The organism is Pseudomonas sp. WPR_5_2 (assembly GCF_003634475.1).
In the GTDB taxonomy this organism is placed as follows: domain Bacteria; phylum Pseudomonadota; class Gammaproteobacteria; order Pseudomonadales; family Pseudomonadaceae; genus Aquipseudomonas; species Aquipseudomonas izuensis.
The window spans coordinates 450,409-471,133 of sequence record NZ_RBLA01000003.1 but is presented as its reverse complement, the minus strand read 5'-3'; the positions used below and the strand labels follow the sequence as shown (position 1 = coordinate 471,133).

Here is a 20,725-nt window from a genome sequence, read left to right as displayed (position 1 = left end):
CGAAAACGCCTAAAGCAACAAATCCTCCAGACGACCGTGAATACGCTGCGGCAGGTTTTCCTGAATCTCGATCAAGGCACGGGAAATTGCACTCTGAAACCCCTGCACCCCGGCAGAACCGTGGCTTTTTACGACGATACCCTGCAACCCGAGGAAGCTGGCACCGTTATGCCGCGCAGGCGCCAGGTCGGCCTGCAGGCGCTTCATCAGCGGCAAAGCCAATGCACCGACCATGCGCGACGGCAGGCTCTTCTTGAATAACGCCTCGATGCGCCCGGCAATCATGGTCGCCAGCCCCTCACTGGACTTGAGCAGGATGTTGCCGACAAAACCGTCGCACACCACCACATCCGCCTCGCCACGGTACAAACCGTCACCTTCGACGAATCCGATGTAGTTGATACCACGTGCGCGTTGCAGCAAGGTTGCAGCCAGCTTGACCTGCTGGTTGCCCTTGATGTCTTCGGTGCCGATGTTCAGCAATGCCACGCGCGGACGAACGATGCCCAGGGTTACCGCGGCAACCGAACCCATCACCGCAAACTGCAGCAGATGCTCGGCGCTGCAATCGACATTGGCACCCAGATCGAGCAACTGGCAATAACCCTTCTGCGTCGGAATCGCTGCAACCATGGCTGGCCGGTCAATCCCCGGCAGGGTCTTGAGCACGAATCGCGACAGCGCCATCAGCGCCCCGGTATTGCCGGCACTGACAATGGCCTGGACCTTGCCGTCGCGCAACAACTCAAGCGCCACGCGCATCGACGAATCGGGCTTTCCGCGCAGGGCCTGTGCAGGTTTTTCATCCATGGTGATGACTTCGGACGCCGGTGCAATCGACAAGCGCGCGCGATCCACAGCCGATTGGCCAGCGATCAATTCTTCAAGGAGGGAGGGTTGACCGACGAGGGTCAGATGCAACGAGGGCGTAGCAGACAGGCAAGCAATGCTGGCCTGAACAATGCTGCGGGGACCGAAGTCCCCGCCCATTGCGTCAATCGCGATGACTTGAGCGGACAAGTGATTACTCGTCAGCGCCCTTGTCGATCACTTTACGGCCACGGTATACGCCTTCTGGCGATACGTGGTGACGCAGGTGAACTTCACCGGTGGTTTTTTCTACAGACAGGGTGCTAGCCTCGAGAGCGTCGTGCGAACGGCGCATGTCACGGGCAGAGCGGGATTTTTTGTTCTGCTGAACAGCCATAATTGATTAACTCCTAAACGTTTGGGTCACGCTTTAACTGCGCCAATACACTGAACGGGTTGGACCGCGTTACCTCGTCCTCGCTCGGTTCGGGCTCATCTGCTCCCGCCGGCTGCTGGCATTCTTCCGGATGATGAGCAGGCACAATGGGCAAGGCGAGCAGAAGCTCCTCCTCGATCAGTGACTGCAGATCCAATGGATCTTCGCCCAGTTCCAGCACGTCATAACCTTTCGGCAACGACTGGGTATTCGCACCCTCCTTCACCACAGCATAACTGCATTCGCTATGGATCGGCAGGGTGACCAGCTCAAGACAACGCTGGCAAACCATTTTGACTTCAGTGTCGATAAAGCTGTGGATGACCACAGATTTACGTTCATCTCGTTCAAAAACGAATTTAGCCTGCACCGTACCGACATTGTCGGAAAGCGGGTCGCAGAGTCTCTCCAAATCGGCCAGCAGCATTTCACCTTGGAGGGTGGTGCCACGGTCAGCCAATTTGCGCGGGTCAACGTGAGGTGGAATCGGGTCATTCAACATAGGCGCAGCATTATAGGGATGCACCCGCCCATGTCAAAGGAAATTCAGCCCTGTCCGTCACTTGCAAGGCTCCGCTAGAATCCGAACCTGCCTTCAGGAGATGCCCATGCTGCCTTTATTACTCGCTTCCAGCTCGGTCTATCGCCGGGATTTGCTGGCCCGCTTGCGGTTGCCGTTCATCTGCAGCTCACCAGACATCGACGAAAGCCATCGCCCTGGCGAGTCCGCCGTCGATCTGGTGAAACGCCTCGCCGAGGCAAAGGCACGGGCACTGAGCGACAGCCATGGCGCTCACCTGATTATCGGTTCCGACCAGGTTGCCGTGCTGGGCGACAGGATCATCGGCAAACCCCACACCTTCGAAAAAGCCCGCGAACAACTGCTGGCCGCCAGCGGCGCCAGCGTGAGCTTTCTGACCGGCCTGGCCCTGTTCAATAGCCAAACCGGCCACTGCCAGGTCGATTGGGTGCCCTTCACCGTACACATGCGCACACTCGACACGGCACGCATCGAACGCTATCTGCACGCGGAACAGCCCTACGATTGCGCTGGCAGCTTCAAGGCCGAAGGCTTGGGGGTCAGCCTGTTCGAGAGCACCGAAGGCCCTGATGCCACCAGCCTGATCGGTTTGCCATTGATCCGACTCGTGGACATGTTGCTGGCCGAAGGCGTGCAAATCCCCTGAAAGCAAAAGATCGCAGCCTTCAGCAGCTTCTACGAGGATTCACATCCACCTGCAGGAGCTGCCAAAGGCTGCGATCTTTTGTGCAACCGGACCGTTAGTGCAACGATGGACCGCTAAACCCCATCCACATGGCCAAATGCTCGGCAACGCTGGCGCCCAGCTTCTTGGAGAAGCGATCGAACGGCGATTCCTGAACGGTGAAGTCCACCAGCTCTTTCTCGCCGATCACATCACGCGCAACCGAACTGGCATTGCCCAGGCCATCGATCAGCCCCAGTGGCAGTGCCTGCTCGCCGGACCAGACCAGCCCGGAGAACAGCTCCGGATGCTCCTTGTCCTTCAGACGGTCGCCACGGCCTTGCTTGACGCTATTGATGAACTGTTTGTGAGTCGTATCGAGCACACCCTGCCAGAAGGCGGTTTCTTCAGGCTTCTGTGGCTGGAACGGATCGAGGAACGACTTGTGCTCGCCGGCATTGTAGGTGCGACGTTCGACACCCAGCTTTTCCATGGTACCGACAAAGCCATAGCCCGCCGCAGTCACACCAATGGAGCCCACCAGGCTCGCCTTGTCGGCGTAGATCTGGTCGGCAGCACTGGCAATGTAGTAAGCACCGGAAGCACCGAGATCGGAGATCACCGCATACAATTTGGTATCCGGGTGCAGGCCGCGTAGACGGCGGATTTCGTCATAGACATAACCCGACTGCACCGGACTTCCGCCCGGGCTGTTGATACGCAGGATGACACCCTTGACCTTGTCATCCTCGAAGGCGGCACGCAGGCTGCCCACGATGTTGTCAGCACTGGCCGGCTCCTTGTCGGCGATCATGCCGGTCACGTCAATCAGCGCCGTATAGTTACCGCTGCGAGTGGCCGCCTTTTCCATGTCCATCAATGGCGAGAACAGCGCCAGCGCAATAAACAGATACACGAAGGTCAGCAGCTTGAAGAAAATGCCCCAACGACGGGACCGGCGCTGCTCCTGCACACTAGCCAGCAGTGTTTTTTCCAGCAGCTTCCAGCTTTTTTCGTCACCGCTCTCTGCGCTCGCCCTGGCAGGCGCTTTCCATTCGTCGGCCATACTATCCACCCCGGCAAAAACTTATTAAGCCCGCTGACTCAGCCAGGCATGCAATTCTGAAAAGCGGTCAATGGCCAGCCGCGGCTCGAACAACTTCAGCGCCTCGATCGACTGGGCACCATAGCTGACAGCCACCGAATCCATGCCGGCATTGCGCGCCATCTGCAAATCGAAAGACGAGTCGCCAACCATCAACGCCTGCTCCGGGCGAACCTCGCAATGGGCAAGAATCTGCTCAAGCATCAACGGATGCGGCTTGCTGGCGGTCTCATCGGCTGCACGAGTGATGTCGAAGTAATTTTCCCAACCGTGAGACTTCAGCACCCGATCCAGCCCGCGACGCGCCTTGCCGGTCGCCACAGCCAGATGATAACCCTCGGCACGAAACGCCTCGATCGACTCGACTACCCCTTCGAACAACGGAGACGGCACTGCCTCCGAAGCGATGTAGTGGTCCGCATAATGCTGACGAAACGCTACCAGTTCGGCATCGCCGATGTCGGGATACAACGTGCGGATCGCCTCGGGCAACCCCAGGCCGATGATGCCTTTGACGGCAAAATCATCGCGCAATTCAAAGCCGGATCGCTCGGATGCCACATGCATCGCCTCGACAATCCGACCAATGGAATCGGCCAGCGTGCCATCCCAATCGAAAATCAGCAGCTTGTAATCAGATGGGTGCACTCAGGCGCTCCACGGTCTTGGCCCACATTTCATCGACTGGCGCCTGGAGCTTCAGTTCGCCACCATCAGGCAGCGGCACGGTCAGCATGTAGGCGTGCAGGAACAGGCGCTTACCGCCCAGCTCACGGATTTCCTTGCTGAAATCGTCATCGCCGTATTTGGTGTCGCCGGCGATGCAGTGCCCGGCGTGCAAGGTATGGACGCGAATCTGGTGAGTCCGGCCGGTAATCGGCTTGGCTTCGATCATGGTGGCAAAGTCACCGAAGCGGCGCAGGACCTTGAACACGGTCACAGACTCCTTGCCCTCCTCCTCGTCGACCTCGACCATTCGCTCACCGGAGCGCAGGTTGCTCTTGCCCAGCGGCGCACGGATTTGCTTGATCGAAGACGCCCAATTACCGCGAACCAGCGCCATGTAGCGCTTGTCGACGCCATCGCCGCGCAGTGCCGTATGCAAGTGACGCAGCATGCTGCGTTTTTTGGCAATCATCAGCAGGCCTGAGGTATCACGGTCGAGACGGTGAACCAGTTCAAGCTCCTTGCAATCCGGGCGCAATTGGCGAAAAGCTTCGATCACCCCGTAATTCAAGCCACTGCCGCCATGCACGGCAATTCCGCACGGCTTGTTGACCACGATCAGCGCCTTGTCTTCATAGACAATCGAGGCTTCGAGGCGCTGCAGCAGCCCTTGGGCGAGGGGCACCGGCTCGTCACGTTCAGGCACGCGAACCGGCGGCACGCGCACGATATCGCCCGCCTGCAGCTTGTATTCGGGCTTGATCCGGCCCTTGTTCACTCGCACTTCGCCTTTGCGCAAAATGCGGTAAATCAAGGTCTTGGGCACGCCTTTGAGCCGAGCGAGAAGGAAGTTATCAATACGTTGGCCGGCATATTCCGGCGAGACCTCAAGCAGTTGTACGCCTGGGGTCGGGGGGGCAGTAGTCGTCATGGCGCGGATGATATCAATTTTTTATGGAATTGAAGCACTTAATCATTACTGCTATAGTCGCGAACGTCGCCAAAAGCGGCCTGGACAGCGGACCAACGGTCAAAAACCGGCCCTGACCAACGCAATTCACCAGGACGCGAGGCCGTCCTACGGGGCTTTCGCTACGTAACGGTGGAGTTTTCAGCTGTAACGAGCGCAGGTGACATGAGGCCTGAATCACGCCGCAAAGCAGAGTTTTCACTCGCCACGCGAGCCCATATTCACGGCCAGTTCACAAAGTGCAGTCAGCTGCGAATGACCCCGAGCGAACACTTCGGAAACAACGCCTAAATTAGCCATGATGCGTGACCTCCCCTTTCGGAGCTCACGGTAAATGCCAACCCGCTGCGGATTCTGCGCGCGGCAGCACCCGAATTATCAGGGATACGTGTAGGGTGGAGATGCACAACCGCTGGACTGTGTAGCAATAGGCTTTATCAAGACGCTTCATCTCGTCCACAGCCGCCGGTTGATTCCTCCTCCTGACTGAGTGCTTAAGTAGCCACAGCAAGCAGGACGCGTACGTCGCGATGCAGGCCCACATTGGCCGGACATCGCTGGACACGGGAATGGCCAACCACTCCCGACGCACCTGACACCGACCGTGAGAAGTCGTGTGTGCCGAACGCCGTTTCCGGCAGCCCGGAAACCGACGGTACTACATGAAAAGAATGCTGATTAACGCAACTCAACCCGAAGAGTTGCGTGTTGCACTGGTAGATGGCCAGCGCCTCTACGACCTGGACATCGAATCCGGTGCACGCGAGCAGAAGAAGGCCAACATCTATAAAGGCCGGATCACTCGCATCGAACCAAGCCTTGAAGCTGCCTTTGTCGATTTCGGCTCTGAGCGCCACGGCTTCCTGCCCCTCAAAGAAATCTCCCGCGAATACTTCAAGAAAGCCCCCGAAGGCCGCGTCAACATCAAGGACGTCCTGAGCGAAGGCCAGGAAGTCATCGTTCAGGTCGAAAAAGAAGAACGTGGCAACAAGGGTGCAGCCCTGACCACTTTCATCAGCCTGGCCGGTCGTTACCTGGTACTGATGCCGAACAACCCGCGTGCCGGCGGCATCTCCCGTCGCATCGAAGGCGAAGAGCGCAATGAACTGCGCGAAGCCCTGAACGGCCTGGTTGCCCCGGCCGACATGGGTCTGATCGTGCGCACTGCCGGCCTGGGCCGCAGCAGCGAAGAAATGCAGTGGGACCTCGATTACCTGCTGCAACTCTGGACCGCCATCAAAGAAGCGTCGCTGGATCGTTCCGCGCCATTCCTGATCTACCAGGAAAGCAACGTGATCATCCGCGCCATCCGCGATTACCTGCGCCAGGACATCGGCGAAGTGCTGATCGACAGCGTTGAAGCCCAGGACGAAGCCCTGACCTTCATCCGCCAGGTCATGCCGCAGTACGCCAGCAAGATCAAGCTGTACGAAGACAGCGTTCCGCTGTTCAACCGTTTCCAGATCGAAAGCCAGATCGAAACCGCCTTCCAGCGCGTCGTCGAACTGCCTTCCGGCGGCTCCATCGTCATCGATCCGACCGAAGCCCTGGTGTCCATCGACATCAACTCGGCGCGTGCCACCAAAGGCAGCGACATCGAAGAAACCGCCCTGCAGACCAACCTTGAAGCCGCCGAAGAAATTGCCCGTCAGTTGCGCCTGCGTGACATCGGCGGCCTGATCGTCATCGACTTCATCGACATGACCCCTGCCAAGAACCAGCGCGCCGTGGAAGAGAAAGTCCGCGAATGCCTGGAAGCCGACCGCGCTCGCGTGCAAGTCGGCCGTATCTCGCGCTTCGGCCTGCTGGAAATGTCCCGTCAGCGCCTGCGCCCATCCCTGGGTGAAAGCAGCGGCATCGTTTGCCCGCGCTGCAGCGGCACCGGCATCATCCGTGATGTCGAATCGCTGTCGCTGGCGATCCTGCGCCTGATCGAAGAAGAAGCCCTGAAAGACCGCACCGCCGAAGTTCGCGCCCAGGTGCCGATCCCGGTGGCCGCGTTCCTGCTCAACGAAAAACGCAACTCGATCACCAAGATCGAACTGCGCACCCGCGCCCGCATCGTCATTCTGCCGAACGACCACCTCGAAACGCCGCATTTCGAAGTTCAGCGTCTGCGCGATGACAGCCCGGAAGCCGCCACCAACCAGTCCAGCTACGAAATCGCCGCTGCCGCTGCCGAAGTGGAAGAAGTCCAGCCAGCCGCTGCGACCCGTACCCTGGTTCGCCAGGAAGCCGCGGTCAAGACAGCTCCGGCCCGCGCCAATGCTCCGGTTCCGACCGAAGTCGTCGCTCCGGTTGCCGCACCGGTCGCCGCGCCAGAGCCAAGCCTGTTCAAAGGCCTGGTGAAATCGCTGGTCAGCCTGTTCGCCTCCAAGGAAGAGCCTGCCGCTCCGGTCGTGGTTGAAAAACCGGCTGCCGAGCGTCCTGCCCGCAACGAAGAGCGTCGCACCGGTCGTCAGCAGAGCCGCAACCGTAATGGTCGCCGCGATGAAGAGCGCAAGCCTCGCGAAGAACGTGCACCGCGCGAAGAGCGCGCACCACGGGAACCACGCGAAGAGCGCCAGCCTCGCGAAGTCCGCGAAGTCCGCGAAGAAACGCCAGCAGTCGCTCGTGAAGAACGCGCTCCACGTCCACCGCGTGAAGAACGTGCACCGCGTGCTCCACGTGAAGATCGCAAGCCACGTGGCGAGCGTGAAGAGCGTGTACGCGAACTGCGCGAACCTCTGGATGCCACTCCAGCCGCTGCTACGGCTGCCGCTGCTGCTACCGAAGAACGTCCAGCCCGCCAGCCACGCGAAGAACGTGCTCCACGCCCACCGCGTGAAGAGCGTCAACCGCGTGCCGAGCAAGCGGCGGCTGCCGTTGCCGAAGAAGAGCTGCCGACCAACGAAGAGCAACTGCAGGAAGAGGGTCAGGACGGCGCCGAAGGCGATCGCCCACGCCGTCGTTCCCGTGGCCAGCGTCGTCGCAGCAACCGTCGCGAGCGTCAGCGTGATGCCAATGGCAACGTCATCGAGGGTTCGGATGAGTCCGAGTCCGGCGAAGGCAGCGAAGCACCAAGCACAGCCGATCTGGCCGCCGGTCTGGCTGTTACCGCAGCCGTTGCCAGCTCCGTGATCAGCGCTCCGGCCGAAGCACTAGCCAACGAGCAAGCCGAACGCGCCACTGCCGCTACCCAGGAAACGGCTCCGGTCGAAACACCGGTCGTCGAAGCGACAACGCCGGTTGAAGCCACTGCATCGCCGGAAATCGAACTGGCAGCAGCGCCTGAGGCACAGCCTGTGGTTGAAGCTGCCGCCGAGCCTGCCATCGTCGTCGAAGCACCTGCCGTGGCTGCAGAACCTGTGATCGAAACCGTGACTGAAGCCGTTCGCGAAGTTCGCGAAGAGCAAACGGCATTCAACTGGGTTGCCGAGCCAGCTGTTGCCGAGGTACCGGCACCTGCCGCTGAAGCCGAAGTGGCTGAAGCGATGGTCTCCGAGCCAGTGGTTGCCGCTGCCGAACCTGCTCCGGCAGTCGAAGCGCCGGTTGTCGCCCAAGCGCCTGCTCCAGTGGCCGAAACCGCCCCTGTCAGCGCCCTGACGCCGAGCGGCCGTGCGCCGAACGATCCACGTGAAGTGCGTCGTCGCAAGCGTGAAGCCGAGCGTCTGCAGAAGGAAGCCGAACTGGCTGCCGCTGCTGCTCCGGCGGAAGAAGTTGTCGCTGCCGAGCCGGCACCGGTTGTTGCTGACGTGGTCGAGGCAGCACCTGCCCCGGCTGCCGAAGTCGCTGCCGAGCCCGCTGAAACCGTGATCCACGAAGCCCCGCGCTCCGTTCAGGAAGCGGTAGAGCAACACGAACAGGCCAAGGAAAAAGAACACGAGCCTAAACCGCTCGCCTGATTCCATCAGCCACTGAAAAGCCCCGCCTGGTAAAGCCAGGCGGGGCTTTTTTATGTCTGAAGCACATCAGTCCCTTGTGGGAGCGAGCCTGCTCGCGATAGCGGTGAATCAGACTCCATTAATGTTGAATGCTAAACCGCTTTCGCGAGCAGGCTCGCTCCCACACTGGATTTGCGCCTACTTGAAGACCAGCTTTTCAGGCACATCCACATCCCACAACACTCCGGGATCATCTACCGCCACTTCAACGACCCGCCCTTGGGCAAACAACGCCTTGGCCCCACGATCACCCGACAACGCCATCAATCCCGGGCCGAAGTCGCGTCCAAAACCCACCGGGTGCCCGTATTCGCCTTCCTGCACCGGCACGCTGATGCAGTCATCCATTACCTGCGCTGTGACCTGCTCAATACTGGATGGCAGGATGAACGGCATATCACCCAGCACCATCAGCCAGCCATTGAGCTGCGCACACGTTGCTACCCCGGCCGCAATGCTGTCCCCCATTCCGGTCGATTCGACCAGCGCGATCTCGCAACCATAGGCCTTGGCCATGCGGATGACTTGCGGGCGATCCGCAGTGGTTACCAGCACACGCCTGCCCAGCTCAGTCGGCAGATTCACCAACACGTGCTCGATCACCGAGCGGACAGCGCCATCACGCCCCGTACAGTCCGCCAGCAGCTTGTCCTTTTCATCGCCCGCGACCTGTCGAAACCGACTGCCCTGCCCCGCGGCCAGAACGATGACACCAATAGGTTCACTCATGCCCCCTCCCGCAACGTCTTTTTCTGCTTCAGCTCCACGCCATTCTTGATCGCCACAATCTCGGCCATCAGCGACAAGGCGATTTCCGCCGGGCTATGGCTGCCGATAGGCAAGCCGATCGGACCGTGCAGTCGCTCGATGGCCTGTGGCGACAAGCCCAGTTGAGCCAGGTTTTCCCGGCGTTTCTGGCTATTGACCCGCGAGCCCAGCGCGCCGACATAAAAAGCCCTGGAGTCGAGGGCCGTGAGTAGCGCCATGTCATCCAGGCGCGGGTCATGGGTCAGGGCGACGATAGCCGTGCGTTCGTCGGTCTGGATGTTCAACACCGCTTCGTCGGGCATGCCGGAGACAAATCGGCCATGCTGCGCCTCCCAGCCGTAGACGAATTCGCTGCGCGGATCACAGATCAACACTTCAAAATCCAGCAGCCTGGCCATCTCGGCGACATAACGTGACAGTTGCCCCGCACCAATCAGCAGCAAACGCCATCGCGGACCGTAGATTGCGCGCAAGGTCTGCCCGTCAAACCCCAGCGCGTCCGTTTTGCTAGCCGGCTGCAACACCACTTCACCGGTCGCGATATCCAGCGAACGCGCCACGATCTCATGAGCCTCACAGCGCGCCAGCAGCTCGGCAACCCATGCCGGGTCGCCTACGCGCTCCTCGGTCAACCGCAATGTGCCACCGCAGGGCAAACCGAAGCGCGCCGCTTCCTCACGGCTCACTCCATAGGTGATCAGTTGCACCGGCGGGCCGTCGGCCGGAATACGACCATCGTGCAACCGTGCAATCAGGTCATCCTCGACACAGCCACCGGATACCGAACCAATCACCACGCCATCCTCGCGCAGCGCGAGCATGGCGCCAGGGGCCCGGGGCGCAGTGCCCCAGGTCTGGACCACGCTATACAACACCACCCCCTGACCGGCGCGACGCCACTCCAGCACGCTGCGCAGGACATTCAGATCGACGCTGTCCATCAGGCCCCAGCCTTGTTCCAGCCCTGCAGCTGGTAACGGACCGGCAGGTTGCGGATGCGTTTGCCGGTGGCGGCAAAGATCGCATTGCACAGCGCCGGGGCAATCGGTGGCACACCCGGCTCGCCGACACCCCCCAAGGGCACCGTGCCCGGTGGCGTGACCAGATGCACAGCGACTTCCTTCGGCGCCAGGGACATGCGCGCCACCTCGTACATGTGGAAGTTGTCCTGCTGGACCTTGCCGTCCTTGAAGCTGATCTCGCCCAGCACCGCGTTGCCCAGGCCCATGACGCAGGCGCCCTCGAACTGTGCGCGGATCCGCTCGGGATTGATCTGCGGCCCGCAATCCACAGCGATGTCGGCCTTGTGTACGATCAATGTGCCATCGTCTTTGACTTCGACCTCGATAACCGCCGCCACGTAGGTCACGAAGCTGTAATGCACCGCCAGGCCAAGGCCTCGCCCCTTCGGCAACTCACGCCCCCAACCGGCGGCTTTGGCGGCGGTTTCCAGCACTGTGCGCAACCGCGCGGTGTCGATCGGATAACGTTCGGGCGATTCGCCGTAGTTCCACTCTTCACTCAAGGTACGCGGATCGATCTGACGGTCCGGACCGAGCAACTTGATCTGGTACTTGAGCGGGTCTTCCTTGGCCTTGTGCGCCAACTCGTCGATGAAGCTTTGAATCGCGAAGCCATGTGGGATGTTCGACACCGAGCGGTACCAGCCCACGCGGGTATGGATGGCCGCTTCAGGGTTTTCCAGGCGGATGTTGGGAATGGCGTAGGCCATGTTGGTGAAGCCCATACCCAGCTCGAAGGCCGCTTCGTGGTTCATGCCCGGCGCAAACAACGCGGTGATGCTCGGTGCCACCGTACGGTGCAACCAGCCGGACGGCAGGCCATCCTTGTTCAGGCTGGCTTTGAGGTATTCGACGGACACGGTGTGGAAATACGAGCAATGGATGTCGTCTTCACGGGTCCATTGCACGCGCACCGCTTTTCCGGGGAACTCCTTGGCCAGGATGGCCGCTTCGATGATGAAGTCAGGCTTGGACTTGCGACCGAAACCGCCGCCGAGCAAGGTGACATTGAAGGTGACGTTGTCGAATGGCAGGCCCAGGCGCTCGCCGATCCGTTCGCGGGTGACTTGCGGTGCCTGGCTCGGGCCCCAGGCTTCGCACGTGCCATCCTTGAACCGGGCGATGGCGACCATCGGCTCCATCGGCGACTGAGACAAATGCGGCAGGTAGTAGGACGCTTCCAGCGTGCTGTCGGCGCTGCTCATGGCTTCGTCGATGTTGCCGGTATTGCGCACGACTTTGCCCGGTTTGAGGGACGCCGCTTCCAGCTCCTTGCGGTAGGCGATCGAGTCGTAACTGGCATTGGCACCGTCATCCCATTCGATTTTCAGTGCCTCGCGCCCCTTGATCGCCGCCCAGGTATTGTCGGCCACCACGGCGACGCCGCCCAGCGGCTGAAACTCCGACGGCAGCGGACGGCTCTCGATCTGCACAACCTTGACCACACCGGGGACTTTCATCGCCGCCGAAGCATCGAAACTCTTGACCTTGCCGCCATACACCGCTGGCCGGGCAATGGTGGCGAACAGCATGCCGTCGAAATGCACGTCGGCCCCATACACGGCGCGACCGTTGACGATGTCATCACCGTCGATGGCCTTGGTGCCTTCCTTGCCGATGTAGCGGAATTCCGTTGGCTGCTTGAGCCGCAGACTGTCACGCGCCGGCACGGCCAGGGCGCTGGCAGCGGCGGCCAGGGCGCCATACTCCAGTTCACGGCCGGAAGGTTTGTGAATGACTTTATGCAGTTGCGCGTGGCATTCGTCGACCGGCACTTGCCACTGGTCGGCAGCGGCCTGTTCCAGCATGGTCCGCGCGGCGGCACCACAACGGCGCATCGGCTCATACCAGTGGCGCATGCTGCGCGAACCGTCGGTGTCCTGGTTGCCGAAGCGGGCTTCGTCGCCCGGCGCCTGCTGCACTTTGACCCGGGCCCAGTCGGCTTCCAGCTCATCGGCCACGACCATGGTCAGGCTGGTGCGTACCCCCTGGCCCATTTCCGAGCGGTTGCAAACCACGGTCACCGTGCCATCAGTGGCGATGCTGACGTACACCTTGGGGTCATCGACCCAACCGTTGGGCATGCCGTCGGCGCCGAATTTCTTCTCTTTTTCTTCGGCAAAAACGTCTTGCCAGCCCCAGCTCGCGGCGACTACCAGGGCACCGGTCGCGCCTACACCTTTCAGGAAACCACGGCGGCTGAGGTTGCTCAGGGCAAAATCATTCGGTAACCGGCTCATGCCTTGGCCTCCTTCAGGTGAGTGGAGGCCTGGCGGATGGCGATCTTGATGCGGTTGTAGGTACCGCAACGGCAGATGTTGCCGACCATTGCCTCCTCGATCTGATCGTCGCTTGGGTTCGGATTGGTCTTGAGCAATGCGGTGGCGGACATGATTTGCCCACCCTGGCAGTAACCGCATTGGGCTACGGCGGTATCGAGCCAGGCTTGCTGCACGACTTTGCCGACCGGGTCGGCGTGCAGGTTGTCGATGGTGATGATGTTCTGCCCGACAACGGAACCGATCGGCGTAATGCAACTACGCGCCGGAGCGCCTTCGATATGAATGGTGCAGGCACCGCACAGGCCCATGCCGCAGCCGAACTTGGTGCCGTTGTAGCCGGCGACGTCACGGATCGCCCAAAGTAGGGGCATGTCCTCGGTGACGTCGAGTTGATGGTCTTGACCATTGAGCTTCAGGGTAATCATGGGCACGCCCGCATAGTATTGGGTTATGGGGTCGAGCAATCTGCCGCCGAATATCGGCGGTTGGCATCACGCAGATCGGCTCAGGCTAAAGGGGCTCTCTTATGCCGACGAAACCGTCTGCACCGGGCCTTTGATGAGGAAATGCCTTGCATCGTTAGCTCGCTAAGTTAACGCAGCATTAACAAAAAAGCCCTGCACTGTTCATCAGTGCAGGGCTTTGGATTGAACCTTGAAAGCTTAGCTTCAATACCGGTTCGGCTCCATTTCCAGGTCGACATGGAAACGCTCGGAAATGTCCTTCTGGATGCGCTGCGCCAGATTCAGCAGTTGCAGACCGGTGGCATCGCCGTAGTTAACCAATACCAGCGCCTGCATTTTATGCACGCCGGCATCGGCTTCGCGGAAACCTTTCCACCCTGCCCGTTCGATCAGCCATCCGGCAGCCAGTTTCATCTGTCCGTCGGGCTGCGGGTAGGCCACCAGATCCGGGTACTCGCCTTTGAGCTGTGCAACCAGCGCCGCCGGCACCAAGGGATTCTTGAAGAAACTGCCGGCGTTGCCCAGTACCGCCGGGTCCGGAAGTTTTTCGTTGCGAATGCTGCAAATGGCTTGGCTGACATCACTGGCCGTCGGATGCTCGATGCCTTGATCGGTCAGGCGTTGACGCACCGGGCCGTATTCCAGATGCAGGTGTGCGGTGCGGTCGAGGATGAAACGCACGCGCAGGATCAACCAGCGTCCCGGTTCCTGTTTGAACAGGCTGTCACGGTAGGCGAAGTTGCATTCTTCCAGGGTGAACTCGCGCAACTCGCCACTCTGGCGATCGAGGGCGGTCAGGCCGGCGAACACGTCCTTGATCTCGACCCCGTAGGCGCCGATGTTCTGCATCGGCGCCGCACCGACGGTACCAGGGATCAGGCTGAGATTTTCCAGGCCTGAAAACCCGTGCACCAGGGTGTGTTGCACGAACGGGTGCCATGGCTCGCCCGCCTCGGCTTCTATCACCACTTTGTTGCCGTCGTCGCTCACCACGCGAATCCCGCGAGTGGCCATGCGCAGCACCAGTGACTGGATATCGGCCGTCAACAGCAAGTTGCTGCCACCGCCAATCACCAATAGCGGCACGTCATGCGCCTGTGCATAGGCCAAGGCCTCACGCACGTCGGCATCGCTATGGGCCTCGGCAAACAGGCGAGCCTGAACGTCCACGCCAAAACTGTTGTACGGCTTGAGCGAAACCTGTGAGCGCACCTGCAGACTCATAACCGTCCCTTCAATTCGATCACCAGCAAATCGCTCGCACGCTCGATCAGGTCCAGCACCTGCTCGAAACCCTGGTCGCCGTCGTAGTACGGGTCCGGCACCTCATCGACATCTGACTGATAACGGCGCAGGAACAGGTCCAGCTCGGCCTTGCCTTTGTCCGGTTGCAAAGCCTTGAGGTTGCGCAGGTTGCTGTTGTCCATCGCCAAAATCAGGTCATAAGTGGCGAAATCGGCACGAGTCACTTGCTGGGCGCGCTGGGTCGACAGGTCGTAGCCACGCAGCTTCGCTGCAGCCTGGCTGCGCTTGTCCGGCGCCTTGCCGACGTGCCAGTCGCCGGTACCGGCGGAGGCGACTTCGACTTGATCGGCCAGGCCCGCCTCACGAAGTTTGTGTCGCAGCACGCCCTCGGCGGTGGGTGACCGGCAGATATTGCCCAAGCAGACAAACAGAACCCGCATCAGGCCTCCAGCAGGCGACGAACGCGCTCAAGGTCTTCAACGGTATCGACACCGGCCGGCGGCGCGATCAGCGCATCGGCGACATGAATCCGTACGCCGTGCCAGAGAGCCCGTAGCTGCTCCAGGCATTCAGTGTTTTCCAGCCAGCACGGGCCCCAGCTGACGAAGTCATGCAGGAAACCGGCGCGGTAGGAATAGATACCGATGTGGCGACGGTACGGCACGCCCTCCGGCAGCAGGTCACGACTCTGGGCAAAGGCATCCCGTGCCCATGGCAATGTAGCGCGACTGAACGTCAGTGCCAGGCCATTGAGGTCGCTGACGACCTTGACCACGTTGGGATTGAACAGGGTTTCGACGTCTTCGATCGGCTCGGCCAGGGTGGCCATGCGCGCCTCAGTGTGGGCTGCAAGGTTGTTGGCGACCTGATCGATCACGCTCGGCGGGATCAACGGTTCGTCGCCCTGGACGTTAACGACGATGGCGTCAGGCGCCAGACCCAGTTTCGCCGCGACTTCCGCCAGGCGATCGGTGCCGGAGTTGTGATCCTCGCGGGTCATCACGACTTCAGCGCCAAACCCGATGCAGGCCTCGAGGATGCGCGCATCGTCAGTCGCAACCACTACGCGCTGGGCGCTGCTTTTGCTCGCCTGCTCCCAGACGTGCTGGATCATCGGCTTGCCGGCGATCAGCAGCAACGGTTTGCCCGGCAAACGGGTGGAGGCGTAGCGTGCAGGAATGACAACGGTAAAGGCTTTGGTCATTTATCCAGACGCTCGTCGGTGGTCAGGGTGCGGGCTTCGGTTTCGAGCATCACCGGGATACCGTCGCGAATCGGGTACGCCAGGCCGGCGCCCTTGCTGATCAGCTCGGTCTTGTCGGCGCTGAGCTTGAGCGGGCCTTTGCAGACCGGGCAAGCGAGGATGTCGAGCAATTTGGTGTCCATGAACATTCCCTGGATAAAAACGGATTTAAGGCAACAGACGCGCCGGCAACAGGCGCATCAACTGTGTATCGAACCAGGCCTCGAAAGCCGGTGACGGCACAGCATCCACCGCCAGGTACCACCAATCGGCGGCGGCGAAAGCACGGCACTTCACTGCGTCCTTTTCAGTCATCACCAGCGGCAATGACGGGGTGAAACTCAAGGCCTGCACGCTGTATTCGGCGTGGTCGGCGAATGGATGCGCGATTGGCTTCCAGTGTAGCGTTTCGAGGGTCTTGAAGAAACGCCGGGGGTTGCCGATCCCGGCCACGGCATGCATCGCCTGGCCTGCGGGAAAGTGTTCGAGGGAACGTCGTTCGCCGCTGCGCAGGTTGATGAGTGCCGTCGGTTGCAACTGGAAGGCAAAACCGTCGCTACGGTCAGCCGTGGCGCCGTTATAAAGCACCGCATCGACACTTTGCAGGCGCTCGACCGGTTCACGCAACGGCCCGGCAGGCAGGCAACGCTGGTTGCCCAGGCCACGGGCAGCGTCGATCAGCACCAGCTCCAGATCCCGGGCCAGGCGGTAATGCTGCATGCCATCATCGGACAGGATGAGGTCCAGCGGCTCGCTTGCCAGCAAGGCTTGGACGGCGCGGCTGCGGTCAGGGTCGATCATCAACGGGACGCCAGTGCGCTGGACGATCAACAGCGGTTCGTCGCCGGCAACGCCTGCACTTTGATCCGCTTCGACCCGCCACGGCAATTGCGGTGGTTTAGCACCATAACCGCGACTGACCACGCCGACCCGCAAGCCGCTACGCTGGCAATGCTGGATCATCCACAGGATCAGCGGTGTCTTGCCGGTACCGCCGACCGTGATGTTTCCGACCACGATCAGCGGCACCGGCGGCTGATAGATTGCACCTTCGCCTGCCAGGAAGCGCTTGCGCTTGTTGTTGACCACGCGTCGATACAGCCACTCCAGTGGCTGCAGCAGTTTCAGGGCCGGATGCCCCCGGTACCACGCGGCGAGCAGGCGTTCGGACATGGCCATCAGGGCGCGGGCGGCGCCGCCTCGACTGTGGTCATGCGCAAGTGGCTGAAACCGAGCTTGCCCGCAGCGTCCATGGCGGTGATCACGGACTGATGCTGGGATTTACCGTCGGCACTGATGGACAGCGGTCGACTGGTATCGCCATTGGACTCTTTCTGCAGCGCGTCCATCAGGGTCGCCAAATCACTTTTCGGCAAAATCTGATTATTCACCGAGAACACGCCGTCAGCACTGATGGCGATATCCAGTTGTTTGGTCTGATCCTCGGCAGGTGAACCGCTGACCGCTTCCGGCAGATCGACACGCAACTGGGTTTCACGGGTGAACGTGGTGGTCACCACGAAAAACAGCAGCAGGACAAACACCACGTCGATCAGCGACACGAGGTTGATGTCCACGTTCTCCCGCTGTTTGCGACGGAACTTCACGCTTTGCCCTCGGCCAGATCAACGTCACGGTCGCCCTGAACCACTTCAACCAGCTTGATGGCTTCCTGCTCCATGCCTACGACGAGTTCATCAATGCGCCGTTGCAAAAACCGGTGGAAGAATACCGACGGGATACCAACGATCAGGCCGGAAGCCGTTGTAATCAAGGCCTTGGAAATGCCGCCGGCCAACACTGCAGCGTTGGTCGTCATGCCCGTGCCCATGAACGAACTGAAGATATCGATCATGCCCAACACGGTGCCCAGCAGACCCAGCAACGGCGCCATGGCGGCGATGGTGCCCAGCGCGTTGATATAGCGCTCCAGCTCGTGGATCACCCGGGCGGCGGCCTCTTCGATGCACTCCTTCATGATCTCGCGACCATGCCTGGAGTTGGCCAGGCCCGCCGCCAGGATCTCGCCCAGCGGGGAGTTGGCGCGCAGTTCCTTGAGTTTTTCTTTATTGAGTTTTTTGTCCTTGATCCACACCCAGACCTGACCCAGCAAGTGCTCCGGGGTCACGCGGCTGGCCCGCAGGGTCCAGAGGCGCTCGGCAACGATCGCCATTGCCGCGATGGAACTCAGGATGATCGGCAGCATCATCCAGCCGCCGGATTTGACCAATTCCCACACAGTGACAGTCCCCTCGAAAAAGTGCGCCACTCTAACATAGGGGTTGGACGCACCGAAGACCGTGATGTCGCATCCGGTCGGGCTTTCATGACCTGCGGTCATTTCGCGGAGCGCCAGAAACGCGGTTCTTGACGCATTGACCACGGCGGTTTGAAGTGCCCCAGTTGCAGACGGATGGCGCCCTGTTCGGCGCTGTCATGGATCGCCATGCCCCGGGCCCGATAGCGTGCAATAACGGAGGGATGGGGATGGCCGAAGGAATTGCCCTGGCCACGGGAGATCAGCACCGCCTTGGGTTGCAACGTGGCGAGCAACGCTGCGGAAGACGAACTGCGGCTGCCGTGGTGCGGCGATTGCAACCAGTCGGTGGCCACGGCCAACGGACTGTCGAGCAGCGCTCGTTCGGCCGCTGTGTCGATGTCGCCGGTCAGCAGCAATCGCTCGCCATTGGCTTCAATCTGCAGCACGCAGGATTTTGGATTGCTTTCCCGGGCATCCGCCCATCGCCAGAGTTCAAAGTTCACACCGTCCCACGTCCATTGCCGGCTGGACTCGCAGTCCCCGGCTTGCAGTTCCGTCGGCAGCTCCCCGGGTTCGCCACTGATGACACGCTTCACCGGCAGTCCCTTGGCGACCGCCCGCGCCCCGCCGGCATGATCGGCGTGGGCGTGACTGATCAGCATCAGGTCAAGACCGTCCACGCCCAGTTTGCGCAACGTCGGCAGTACTACACGCTCACCGAGATCGTTATCGCCAACACGCGGCCCGGCGTCATAGAGCAGCGCGTGATGGCGAGTGCGCACCAGGATGGCCAGCCCCTGCCCCACATCCAGCTGCCAGATTTCGGCCATGCCTTCAGGCAGGGTGGGTCGGGTCGGAAAAACCAGCACCAGCAGTAAAGGCCAACCCAAGGGCCGTAGCGGCACGCCTTGGGGCAGCAAAAGCAGGATCGCGCCGAGTGCCCCCAGGCTCCATGCCCACCAGGGAACCGCCACGGGCACCCACGCGGGAATCTGCCCGGCCATCACCGTCAGCCCCTTGAAGAGCCAGTCGAGCATTCCGCCGGCCAGCCACAGCAGCCCGTCCCCCACATAAGGCACGGGCAACAGCAGGGTCCCGAGCAAGGCTGGTGGCAGCACCAGCAGGCTGATCCAGGGCACCGCCAGCAGATTGACCAGCGGTCCGCTGAGACTGATCGGCAACCCCAGCACCAGCAATAACGGACCCAGGCCCACGGCGATCAACCATTGGGCGCGGGTCCAGGTTTGCCACCATCGCCAGGGCCCCAGGCGACCGCCGAAGGTAAAGATCAGCACCGCCACCGCCCCGAAGGACAACCAGAATCCCGGTTGCAGACTGGCCAGCGGGTCCAGTAGCAAAACGCCGTTGAGTGCCAGCAACAGCGGCCACCAGGCACCGAGGTGGCGAAATCGCAGACGCCACAACAGCACCAGACCAATCATCAGGCAGGCACGGCGCACCGGCACCTCGAAGCCGGCCAACAGCCCATAACCCAAGGCCGCCATGAATGCCAGACCGCAGGCCCAGGGCAGCCACGGCAGGCGGTTTGGCCACAGGCCATAACGGGCAAGCCCGGCAATCAGCAAATACACCAGCCCCGCCAGCAACCCGATGTGTTGCCCCGAAATCACCAACAGGTGCACGGTCCCGGTGTCCTGCAACACTTGCCAGTCTTCGCGACTGAGCCCGGCACCATCCCCCAGCACCAATGCCGTCAGCGCGCCGGTTCGACCCTGGGCATCCACGGTCTGCAACTTCTGACGAATACCGTCACGCCAGGCCCATCGTGCCTCGGAAAGTCGCTCGCCGTCCTTGACAGTCCCGGTCGCGCCGATACGACGCACCAGCAGCCAGGCCTCGTGATCGAAGGCATGCGGATTGAGCAAACCGGCAGGACGCTTCAACTTGACCGCCAGTCGCCAGCGTTCACCGCTGTTCACCGGCGGCCCGTCGTACCAGGCCAGGCGCATGAGCCGCGGCACCTTTGCGTGTCGTGACCGGGCATCGGCCAATTCGAATCGCACGACGGCCTCGCCGTGCTGGGGCAATCCCGTTACCCGCCCTTCAATCCAGCGCGTTTCGCCATCCAGACTCGACGGCAATCGATCATCCAGCGCCCATTGCGCCTGCGCACAGGCCCAGCTCAAACCGAACAGGAAAAACGCCACCGGATACGTCCTGAACGGCAGCAACATCAAACCCGCCACCGGCATCAACAGCCACCACCCGACCGACGGCAACGCCGGTAAAAAACGCAGGGCCAGCAAACCCAGCGCCAACGCCGCCATCCCTGTGCGCATACGCCCGTCCTTGAGAGTCCCGTCCC

The 20,725-nt window shown here is 61.2% G+C and carries 20 protein-coding genes; 2 read left to right on the top strand and 18 right to left on the bottom strand.

The window, feature by feature from the left end; all coding sequences use genetic code 11:
* Positions 1-9: 9 nt before the first annotated feature.
* The 3 genes from plsX to BJ917_RS14805 are packed head-to-tail and all read right to left on the bottom strand — an operon-like array spanning position 10 to position 1,748.
* On the bottom strand, positions 10-1,020 hold the full coding sequence (plsX, locus tag BJ917_RS14815) for a phosphate acyltransferase PlsX (protein ID WP_121103719.1): 1,011 nt from the start codon (positions 1,018-1,020) through the stop codon (positions 10-12).
* Positions 1,021-1,024: 4 nt separating this feature from the next.
* A complete protein-coding gene (rpmF, locus tag BJ917_RS14810) occupies positions 1,025-1,207 on the bottom strand; it encodes a 50S ribosomal protein L32 (protein WP_003179396.1) in 183 nt (60 codons plus the stop codon).
* Positions 1,208-1,220: 13 nt separating this feature from the next.
* Entirely contained in the window at positions 1,221-1,748 is a 528-nt protein-coding gene (locus BJ917_RS14805; protein WP_007942001.1) for a YceD family protein, read from the bottom strand.
* Positions 1,749-1,854: 106 nt separating this feature from the next.
* On the opposite strand from BJ917_RS14805, the gene BJ917_RS14800 reads away from it, so the two are divergent.
* Complete coding sequence (locus tag BJ917_RS14800; RefSeq protein WP_121103718.1) at positions 1,855-2,433, top strand: nucleoside triphosphate pyrophosphatase; 579 nt, start codon at positions 1,855-1,857, stop codon at positions 2,431-2,433.
* 94 nt (positions 2,434-2,527) lie between these two features.
* Here the strand turns inward: BJ917_RS14800 and BJ917_RS14795 are convergent, their stop codons facing one another.
* The 3 genes from BJ917_RS14795 to rluC are packed head-to-tail and all read right to left on the bottom strand — an operon-like array spanning position 2,528 to position 5,153.
* Positions 2,528-3,517: a S49 family peptidase gene (locus BJ917_RS14795; protein ID WP_096512920.1), complete on the bottom strand. Its 990-nt coding sequence runs from the start codon at positions 3,515-3,517 to the stop codon at positions 2,528-2,530.
* Positions 3,518-3,541: 24 nt separating this feature from the next.
* A complete protein-coding gene (locus BJ917_RS14790) occupies positions 3,542-4,204 on the bottom strand; it encodes an HAD-IA family hydrolase (RefSeq protein WP_096512921.1) in 663 nt (220 codons plus the stop codon).
* A complete protein-coding gene (rluC, locus tag BJ917_RS14785; RefSeq protein WP_096512922.1) occupies positions 4,191-5,153 on the bottom strand; it encodes a 23S rRNA pseudouridine(955/2504/2580) synthase RluC in 963 nt (320 codons plus the stop codon). Before rluC ends, BJ917_RS14790 begins: the two co-directional genes overlap by 14 nt.
* A 701-nt stretch (positions 5,154-5,854) precedes the next feature.
* Here rluC and rne point away from each other — a divergent pair.
* On the top strand, positions 5,855-9,076 hold the full coding sequence (rne, locus tag BJ917_RS14775) for a ribonuclease E (protein WP_121103717.1): 3,222 nt from the start codon (positions 5,855-5,857) through the stop codon (positions 9,074-9,076).
* 177 nt (positions 9,077-9,253) lie between these two features.
* Here rne and BJ917_RS14770 read toward each other — a convergent pair whose 3' ends face one another.
* The 12 genes from BJ917_RS14770 to BJ917_RS14715 form a co-directional block, all read right to left on the bottom strand.
* Positions 9,254-9,844: an NTP transferase domain-containing protein gene (locus tag BJ917_RS14770; protein ID WP_121103716.1), complete on the bottom strand. Its 591-nt coding sequence runs from the start codon at positions 9,842-9,844 to the stop codon at positions 9,254-9,256.
* The gene (locus BJ917_RS14765; RefSeq protein ID WP_096512925.1) at positions 9,841-10,824 is read right to left on the bottom strand and encodes an XdhC family protein; all 984 of its coding nucleotides are present in this window, start codon (positions 10,822-10,824) and stop codon (positions 9,841-9,843) included. Before BJ917_RS14765 ends, BJ917_RS14770 begins: the two co-directional genes overlap by 4 nt.
* On the bottom strand, positions 10,824-13,145 hold the full coding sequence (locus BJ917_RS14760; RefSeq protein ID WP_121103715.1) for a xanthine dehydrogenase family protein molybdopterin-binding subunit: 2,322 nt from the start codon (positions 13,143-13,145) through the stop codon (positions 10,824-10,826). Before BJ917_RS14760 ends, BJ917_RS14765 begins: the two co-directional genes overlap by 1 nt.
* On the bottom strand, positions 13,142-13,612 hold the full coding sequence (locus BJ917_RS14755) for a (2Fe-2S)-binding protein (RefSeq protein ID WP_121103714.1): 471 nt from the start codon (positions 13,610-13,612) through the stop codon (positions 13,142-13,144). The genes BJ917_RS14760 and BJ917_RS14755 overlap by 4 nt, the downstream gene beginning before the upstream one ends.
* Before the next feature lie 243 nt (positions 13,613-13,855).
* Entirely contained in the window at positions 13,856-14,875 is a 1,020-nt protein-coding gene (gene murB, locus BJ917_RS14750; protein WP_121103713.1) for a UDP-N-acetylmuramate dehydrogenase, read from the bottom strand.
* A complete protein-coding gene (locus BJ917_RS14745; protein ID WP_121103712.1) occupies positions 14,872-15,336 on the bottom strand; it encodes a low molecular weight protein-tyrosine-phosphatase in 465 nt (154 codons plus the stop codon). Before BJ917_RS14745 ends, murB begins: the two co-directional genes overlap by 4 nt.
* Entirely contained in the window at positions 15,336-16,100 is a 765-nt protein-coding gene (gene kdsB / locus BJ917_RS14740; protein ID WP_096512930.1) for a 3-deoxy-manno-octulosonate cytidylyltransferase, read from the bottom strand. The genes BJ917_RS14745 and kdsB overlap by 1 nt, the downstream gene beginning before the upstream one ends.
* Positions 16,097-16,282, bottom strand: a complete 186-nt coding sequence (locus BJ917_RS14735; RefSeq protein ID WP_007945752.1) for a Trm112 family protein — start codon at positions 16,280-16,282, stop codon at positions 16,097-16,099. Before BJ917_RS14735 ends, kdsB begins: the two co-directional genes overlap by 4 nt.
* Positions 16,283-16,307: 25 nt before the next feature.
* Positions 16,308-17,318 carry a tetraacyldisaccharide 4'-kinase gene (gene lpxK, locus BJ917_RS14730; RefSeq protein ID WP_096512931.1) on the bottom strand — a complete coding sequence of 337 codons (1,011 nt, stop codon included), beginning with the start codon at positions 17,316-17,318 and terminating at the stop codon, positions 16,308-16,310.
* Positions 17,318-17,746 (bottom strand): biopolymer transporter ExbD, encoded by a 429-nt coding sequence (locus BJ917_RS14725; protein ID WP_096512932.1) that lies wholly within the window; start codon positions 17,744-17,746, stop codon positions 17,318-17,320. Before BJ917_RS14725 ends, lpxK begins: the two co-directional genes overlap by 1 nt.
* Entirely contained in the window at positions 17,743-18,378 is a 636-nt protein-coding gene (locus BJ917_RS14720) for a MotA/TolQ/ExbB proton channel family protein (RefSeq protein WP_172901686.1), read from the bottom strand. The genes BJ917_RS14725 and BJ917_RS14720 overlap by 4 nt, the downstream gene beginning before the upstream one ends.
* Positions 18,379-18,476: 98 nt before the next feature.
* The gene (locus BJ917_RS14715; protein ID WP_121103711.1) at positions 18,477-20,699 is read right to left on the bottom strand and encodes a DNA internalization-related competence protein ComEC/Rec2; all 2,223 of its coding nucleotides are present in this window, start codon (positions 20,697-20,699) and stop codon (positions 18,477-18,479) included.
* Positions 20,700-20,725 lie beyond the last annotated feature (26 nt).